This window comes from Mesorhizobium sp. M7A.T.Ca.US.000.02.2.1, from assembly GCF_003996995.1.
GTDB lineage: Bacteria > Pseudomonadota > Alphaproteobacteria > Rhizobiales > Rhizobiaceae > Mesorhizobium.
This window is the reverse complement of sequence record NZ_RZTT01000729.1, coordinates 1-1,527: the sequence shown is the minus strand read 5'-3', so window position 1 is coordinate 1,527 and position 1,527 is coordinate 1. Positions and strand designations below refer to the sequence as shown.

General features: G+C 66.5%; 2 protein-coding genes. Both read left to right on the top strand.

Going from position 1 to position 1,527, the window contains the following annotated elements:
- Positions 1–334: DUF1775 domain-containing protein (locus EOD15_RS34060; protein WP_127409289.1), on the top strand; the 334-nt coding region annotated here is incomplete at its 5' end.
- A gap of 53 nt (positions 335–387) precedes the next feature.
- On the top strand, positions 388–1,527 hold a 1,140-nt coding region (locus EOD15_RS34055; protein ID WP_127409288.1), incomplete at its 3' end, for a copper resistance CopC/CopD family protein.

Sequence of the window (1,527 nt, the reverse complement as noted above, 5' to 3'; positions counted from 1 at the left end):
GATCGCGGTGAAGCCGATGCCGAAGCCTGGCTGGACGCTGCAGACCAAGAAGGGCAAGTACGACAAATCCTACCAGCTCTACGGTCAGGCGGTTGCCGACGGGGTCAAGGAGGTCGACTGGAGCGGCGGCAGCCTGCCCGATGAATTCTATGACGAGTTCGTCTTCCGCGCGACGCTGACGGCGGATCTCCCGGCGGGCCAAAAACTATACTTCCCGGTGGTCCAGGAATGCGATGGCGCCGCCGATCGCTGGATCGAGATTCCAGCGGCAGGGCAGGATGAAGACGCGCTGGAAAGCCCGGCACCCGGCATCAAGCTGCTGCCGAAGAAATGATCTCCCAAGCGGCGCACTCATTCGAGCGCGCCGCTCTTTTTCGTGGCGGTGACATGAGCACGACCTCCCTCCTGCAAACGGTTTCCATGGCCTGCAAACGCGCCGGGCGGCTTGCCGTCGGCCTGTCGGCCGTGATCGTGTTTCTTGCCGGCCTTGCCCTGCCAGATCAGGCCTTTGCCCATGCCGCGCTGATCAAGGCCGACCCGGCCGACGGCGCGGTGCTGGCACAGGGTCCGGCGCAGTTCTCGCTGACTTTCAGCGAACCGGTCTCGCCGCTGGTGCTGACCCTGGTGCGGCCCGACGGCACGCCGGTTCCACTGACCGCCTTTCGTCTCAGCGACCAGACCGTCGAGATCGACAATCCGCAGCCGCTCAAGTCCGGCACGCATGTCTTGAGCTGGCGCGTCATCTCCGCAGACGGTCATCCCGTCGGCGGATCGCTGCTGTTTTCCATCGGCGCGCCCAGCGAGCCGCCCGCCGTATCCGAAGCCGTCGACTGGCCGTTGCGGTCGGCTATCTGGACGGGCAAAATCTTTCTCTACGTCGGCCTTTTCCTCGGCGTTGGCGGCGCCTTCGCGCTTGCCTGGTTGGCCGGAAGTGGCCGTGCCGGGCAGCGCTTCGTTGCAGCTGCAATCCTGAGCGGGCTGGTCGCGTCGTGCCTGTCGCTCGGCTTGCAAGGTCTGGACGCATTGGGGGCGCCGCTCTCCCATCTGGCACAATCGGTCGTCTGGCGGACCGGGCTCGACACCAGTTTCGGCTGGACAGTGCTGGTCGCGCTGATCGCGCTGGGCCTTGGCCTGCTGTCGCTGGCCGGTCCCCGCGCCACCGCCAAACCATTGGCGCTGGCCGGCCTGGCCGGGGTGGGGGTTGCCCTTGCCGCCAGCGGCCATGCCAGTGCCGCCGAGCCGCAATGGCTGACGCGGCCGATGGTGTTCCTGCACGGCGTCGGCATCGCGTTGTGGGCCGGCGCATTGATCCCACTCGGGCTAGCGCTGAAGGGGCAATCGGCGGGGGCCACGCCATTCCTGCGGCGGTTTTCTTGGGCGATCCTGCCCGTGGTGGCCGTGCTTGCCGCTGCCGGCATCGTGCTTGCCGTCATCCAGGTGCAGACACCCGCGGCTTTGGTCGAGACCGCCTATGGAAGGCTGCTGCTTATCAAGCTGGGGCTGCTGGTCTTTCTGTTCACGCTTGCT